The sequence below is a fragment of the Bartonella sp. OD88NMGDW genome, assembly GCF_042193775.1.
GTDB lineage: Bacteria > Pseudomonadota > Alphaproteobacteria > Rhizobiales > Rhizobiaceae > Bartonella > Bartonella grahamii.
This window is the reverse complement of sequence record NZ_JBHIMA010000016.1, coordinates 1-7154: the sequence shown is the minus strand read 5'-3', so window position 1 is coordinate 7154 and position 7154 is coordinate 1. Positions and strand designations below refer to the sequence as shown.

Genomic DNA, 7154 nt, shown 5'->3' with positions numbered 1-7154 from the left:
AAGAAGGCAGCACCATTACTTTAGACGAAAAAGCTGCAGTTACATCATCTGATGGTTATGGACTTCATGCAGAAGGTTCAGGATCTAAGATCACAATGGCAGAAGGAACAGTAACAATAAAGAATGAAAAAGCTGCATTATTTGCAGAAAAAGGTGGACAGATTGATGCCACAGATGTTGCTTTAACAACAGATGGCACAGGAACCGGTGTAGAGGCCTTTGGTCCTGATAGCACAATTGAATTGCATGGCGATACAAAAATTAACAATACTTTGAACGGTCTTGGAGCAGTTAATGGTGGTAAAATCACCAGTGAAAATTTAACCGTTATCGGTGGTGAAGCAACTGATCAAGACCCCGACAAAGACCGCTCTGGTGTATGGACAGCGGACTCTGGGAGTGAAATTACTTTAACGGGCAAAACGATTATTGAAAATGTTGATGAAGGTTTTTATGCAGATGGTGGGAGTAAAATCATTAGCGGAGATTTAACAATGACCGGTGGTGAAAGTAAAAATGAGACCGTTGCTGTAAACGCTTCAGAACCTGATAGTGCAATCGAATTAAATGGTAAAACAACCATTCAAAATTTTGATGAAGGTCTTTTTGCAGGAAATAATAGCACGATTAAGATGATTAATGGTGATATTGAAGCAGCACAACGTGCTGTAGAAAACAAAATAGAAGTAAAAAAAGTTGCACTAGCCGTAGCATATGGTGGACTTATTGATCTCACAGATGTCTCTGTAACAGCAGGAATCAGTGGCTTGCAGTTTTTAGGTCTCTCTAAAACCAAACTCAATGAATCGAATGATCCCCAAAAACATCAAAGTAGTGAAATCAATTTAACCAATGCAGATATTCACGTTGAAAATGGTACTGGAATTCTTATTGGAGCTCTCACTGATAACGACATTGAAAATAATGCAGATCTGGCAATCGGTACAGCAAATCTCAAAAATTCAGAAATCCATGCTGATGTTTTACTAGGAAACGGCATTTATTTGAAAGACAAAGGGGTTTGGAACCAAGCAGGTTTAAAAGCGATCTCCAACGGCACTTTTACATTAAACGCTGATCAGTCTACTTTAGAGGGCAGAGCGAATATTGCTAAAGACAGAAATGTACACTTTGATCTGAAAAACGATACAACATGGACGTTGAAAATCAGCAAAAATGAAAAAGATGATGATGGTAATCTGCTTGATATTGCTCAAAGATCTCGTTCTGATGTTTCTGTGCTAAACCTCAACAACAGCTCCATTGTTTTTGATAAACCAACAGAAGATCATTACCAAACATTGCATATAGGTTCTGGTAAACCAGACACGCAAGAAGTCTACAACGCAACGGGTGATGCGAAGATTTACTTCAACGCTGAATGGAGTGATGGTGCTGCAATAGATGACCAAAAAACCGATAGACTTTTGATCAATGGAGATGTCTCTGGTAACACATCAGTTTATGTTACGGGGCGCTTAGAAGGGAACAATGTCAAAGCAAATACCTCTGCTGCTGCCAATATCCGTGGTCTGTCACTCATTCAAGTTTCTGGAAAAGCAGAAGAAAACTCTTTCAAACTTGTAAATGGCTATACCACAAGAGATGGCTTACCGGATATGTATACACTACGTGCCTATGGACCAGACTCAAGCCAAGGCAAAGCCGATGTTGCGCAAAACCTGTTTGATGAAAAGAATGAAAATTTCTGGGATTTCCGTTTACAACCTGAAATTCTTGAAGCGGGTTCTGGCTCTGGTCCAAGTGTGATCGCCCCTGTAGCACAAACAGCAAGCTATTTGGTCATGCCAAATGCTCTCTTCTACAGTGGATTAACAGATATGGCTAAACAAAACGCGCTCTTAGCCAATATCAGAACATCTGTCTTAGGAAAAGAAGAAGAGAAACAAACCGGTTTCTTCCTTTACACCTATGGAAGCACAGGAACTTTATCTTCTGAACGCGGACCTCTCAAATACGGTTACGGTGCTGATATTCGTTATGCTGCTCTCCAAGCCGGTGTTACATTGGCAGCAATTGAAGGGCAAAATACCACAACACATCTCGGTCTTGTAGGCACCTATGGGCAGCTGTCGTTCACACCAAAGGACATAAAAGATGCAGGAAAGAACACGCTGGATAAATGGGCCATTACAGCCTATGGCAGTATACAGCATAACAGTGGTTTCTACATCGATGCACTCTTGTCCTATGGTATCCTAAAAGGGCATATCGCCAATGCCATCAGAGGCAATACCGCAAAATTGAACGATGCCAAAATGTTGAGTATCTCCACCACTGTTGGCAAAGAATTTGCAACCGGAATGGAAGGTTTAACATTTGAGCCACAAGCACAAATTGCCTATCAACATTTGATGTTTAACACCATTGAAGATGCTGATAATTTCACTGTTGATATGAACAATCCTTCTCAATGGTTAATCCGTGTTGGTGGACGTTTGACCAAAACCATTTCCACTGAAAACAGCCGTCCTATGTCTTTCTATGGAAAAGTAAACTTGATCAAAACCTTTGGTGATGATGGTACCATTCATATTGGTAGAGACTTTGACCTTGATCCTATGGGACCTGCAATTGAAGGCGGCATTGGCATCAATGCACAACTGTCTCACAATTTCTCCCTTCATGGTGATGTAAGCTATCAACAAAAGCTTCAGAAAACTGGTATAAGTGGTGCTAGCTTTTCAGGTGGAATACGCTATCAGTTTTAAGACAAGGCTGTAAAAATAGCCTATTCATTCTATTCAATTTAACAAAAAGGCAGCTCAATGTGCTGCCTTTTCGCTTTATATAAATCCTAATGACACTAAAACTACCCCCTGCCTTTTTATCAAGAAAAATATAAGGTATTTTTATCCAGAATATATTAAAACCCACAAATAATGAAAGCGGAAACCTTTTAATAAAAATGCAGTTTTGCAGTTTTATTAACCAAAGTACCTTTCATTTAAAGCTTTAACATAAAGCTCTTTATTAATTACGTTTTTAAACTGAAGATATGTCTGTTTTATCGCCCTCAATAAGATAAGCAATTATAAGAAACTTTCCCCTCATCTGAAAACTCAAACAAATTTTTTATCTATAAAATATTCAAACAAGAAAAAACACAAAAAACTATAAACGATAGGATCGTAAAATATATTCGAATAATTATTATAAAATGTCTTAAGAGACATAAAGAACTCTAAGTAATTATCAAAAATTATGTTTATTATTTTATCAAGATATAAAAAATAATCCCACTACAAACAGAAAATCAATAAACTCATTTAATAAAAAATAAACTATACATAATATGCATTTTCATGAAGATTATTTAAAATATTTGACAGAGAAGTAAAAATAGCTTACCGAGCTAGAGGTAATGTAACAACACTAAGAACAGTAACTCATTTTCTATTCTTCTTATGAGGTCGGTGGGGAAATGAATATTGGGGACTTCAAAGGAGAATACGGATGTATAAAAAATCCCTTTTATCATATACAGCAACAGTCGCGATCATACTCTCTAGTATCTATTCCAATGCACATGCTGAATCTCTTGAAGCTTCAGGAGAAGGACAAAGCGTCATCGGAGAAACCGGAAAGTCCTATGAAATTCTTCATGCAAAAGAAAGTGGCAAAATCACTGGTGAAAATTTAACAGTAACCGGAAATAAAGACACCAATAAAGGCCCCAGCGAAGGCGGTATCACCCCTCCTCCCGGATCATCTTCTTTAGAATCACCCGCTGCTGTAACAGCTGAAGGCAAGAACAGTATGATCACATTAACGGGGGATAAAACAACCATTAAAGGAACTGATTCTGCCATTATCGTAGGTGTTGAAGCAAAAAACGGTGGCACGATCTCCATAACTGGAGGCTCCATTAATGCTTCTGATTTTGGTGCGATCTTCATGAACAGTAACAGCGACAAAAACAAGCTGGAAAATGTAACAATATCAAGCGGTGATGATAAAACACTACTGGGATTCGGAGCAGGAGCAGAAAACAGTACAGTCACTTTAAAGGATGTAATCATAAAACAAACAAACAATGCTGTAAGTGCAAAAGGTGGCTCTACAATAACAATCACTGGAGGTTCATTTGCTTCAAAAGAAGCAACAATAGTTGCCTCGCAAAACAGCAAAGTCACTATAAACGATTCTACGATTACATCATCTGACGACTCTGGACTCTGGGCAAAAGAAAGTGGCACGATCTCCATGACTGGAGGATCTATTAATGCTTCCCACGCTGGTGCTAGCTTCTTGAACAGTAACAGCGACAAAAATAAGCTGAAAGGTGTAACAATATCAAGTAATGAAGACGGAAAACAAATAACCTTTGGAGTAACCGTACAAGAGAACAGTACAGTCACTTTAGAAGATGTAACCGTAAAACAAGCAGAAAACGCTATTCTTGCAAATAATAGTTCTAAAGTAAAGGTCACTGGAGGCTCATTCGCTTCAAAAGAGGCAACAATAGCTGCCTTGAAAAACAGTGACATCACTATAGAGGGCGCTCAAATTACATCATCTAATAACTCTGGACTCATGGCACAAAATGGTGGCTCAATCTCTATGAATGGAGGTTCCATTAAAGCTTCACAAGCTGGTGCTTACTTTTTGAATAGTAATAGCGACAAGAACAAACTAAAGGATGTAGAAATATCAAGTAATGAAGGCGGAACACCTATACTCTTTGGAGTAAAAGCAGAGAAGAGCAGTAAAGTTGATTTAGAAGGTGTAAGATTCTCTCAAGCAGACAGTGGTATATCTGCAGATAGTAATTCTGAAATAACAATCTCTAAAGGAGAGTTTGACTCTAAAAAGGTAACTATACACGCTGAAAACGGCAGCACAATCACTTTAAAAGACAATACTAAAGTTACATCATCTGATAACGTTGGGCTCATGGCAGAACAAGAATCCACAATCAACATGACCGGAGGAGAAGTAACTGGAAAAACAGGAGTCGTTGGAGCAAAAAATGGCGGACACATTACGGTAGAAAATGTTACCCTAACAATAGATGGCGCCGATCCCATTGAAAATAACGAATCAATTACAAGTGGTTTTGGTGCATTTTCTGAGGGTAAAGATAGTCTAATTGAGTTAACTGGAGATGATACAAAGATTAAAAATAGTATAATTGGACTTCAGACAAAAAAAGAGGGTGCAATCAGTATGAATGGAGGCTCCATTAATGCTTCATACGTTGGTGCTCGCTTTACGGAAAGTAAAAGCAACAAAAACAAACTGAAGAATGTAATAATATCCAGCAATAAAGAGAATGAGCTACTAGTCAATGGAATCAATGCAGGAAAAGAAAGTATAGTCTCTCTAGAAAATGTAAACGTAAAACAAGCAGAAAACGCCATTGTTTCAGATAGTAATTCTAAAATAGAGATTACTGGAGGATCATTTGATGCAAAACTAGCAACAATATCTGCGCAAAATGGCAGCTCAATAACTATAAATGATTCTAAAATTACATCATCTAATGACACTGGACTCTGGGCACAAGAAGGTGGCTCAATCTCTATGAATGGCGGTTCCATTAAATCCTCATACGCTGGTGCTTCCTTCTCGAGAAGTAAAAACGAAAACAACAAACTAAAGAATGTAGAAATATCAAGTAATAAAGAGGGAGAATTATTAATCATTGGAGTAGAAGCAAAAGATAAAAGTCTTGTTACTTTAGATAATGTCAAAGTGACTCAAGCAAAAAATGCTATCATTTCAGATAATAACTCTACAATAACAGTCTCTGGGGGATCATTTGTTTCAAAACAAGCAACAATATTTGCGCAAAACGGCGGCACAATCACTATAAATGATTCTAAAATTACATCATCTGATAACACTGGGCTCTGGGCAAAAGACAATAGCACAATCAAAATGACGAAAGGAAAAGTTAAAGGAGGAATTTATGCAGCATTAACTGCTGAAAACGGTGGACACATTAATGTTACAGATGTTTCTCTCTCAGTAGCCACAGGTGGTGGAGCTGGTGCAAATGCCAGCGGCCCTGATAGTATGATCGAATTGCATGGAACAGAAATTGATCATGCTTTTCTTGGGCTTTATGCAGAAAAAAATGCTATAATTAAAATGACCGGAGGAACTATTACAACTTCTACAGTTGGTGCTACCTTTTATGACAGTAAAAGCAATGAAAATAAGTTGGAAGATGTGACAATATCGAGCAGTCAAAAAGGTGAAACGGTAGTGTTTACAGGATTAAATTCCCAAGCAAGCAATGTCACTTTAAAAAATGTACACATTACAAATGCAAAATTCGGCGTATATGCAATGGATCATTCTAAAATCACAATATCAGGAGGATCATTTGTTGGAAACGATATAGGGATTAACGCAGAGAGTGGCAGCACCATTGCTTTAACCGATGATGCCAAAATTACATCATCTAATGGTTATGGGCTCCATGCAAGTGGACTAGATTCCACCATCACAATGACGCAAGGAAACATAACGGGAAAAGAGGCAGCATTGGCTGTTGAAAACGGTGGGCATATTGATACAACAAATATTTTTGCAACAGCAGAGAGAAATGGCATAAAATTTGAAAATCCTGAAGAAGATACAACCTCAGAAATCAATTTAACCAACGCAAAGCTTCACATTAAAAACGGCATTGGAATTAACGTAGATGAGTCAACCGGCACAGTCAATCTTGGCAAAAAATCAGAAATCCGTGCTGACGTTCTATTAGTAACCAAAGCTTCAGCTGAAGAAAATGGTTTAGCTTTTACACTCAATTCTGATAACTCCATATTAGAGGGTAGAGCAAAAGTTATTAACAGTCCTAAAACAATCTTTAATTTGCAAAACAATACACAATGGATTGTAAAAACCAGCACAAACGAAAAAGATGATGATGGCAATCTGCTTGATATTGCTCAAAGATCTCGTTCTGATATTTCCACGCTCAATCTTAACAACAGTACTATTGTTTTTAATGGACCAACAGAAGAGCATTATCACACATTACATATAGGCTCTGGTAAACCAGACACGCAAGAAGTCTACAACGCAACGGGTGATGCAAAGATTTACTTCAACATTGCTTGGAGTGATGGTGCTGCAATAAATGACCAAAAAACCGATAGACTTTTGATCCATGGGGA

General features: G+C 37.9%; 2 protein-coding genes. Both read left to right on the top strand.

Annotated elements, in window-relative coordinates:
* Positions 1 to 2732: autotransporter outer membrane beta-barrel domain-containing protein (locus ACFIJR_RS08255; protein WP_375653976.1), on the top strand; the 2732-nt coding region annotated here is incomplete at its 5' end.
* A 745-nt stretch (positions 2733 to 3477) separates the two neighbouring features.
* Positions 3478 to 7154: beta strand repeat-containing protein (locus ACFIJR_RS08250; RefSeq protein ID WP_375653974.1), on the top strand; the 3677-nt coding region annotated here is incomplete at its 3' end.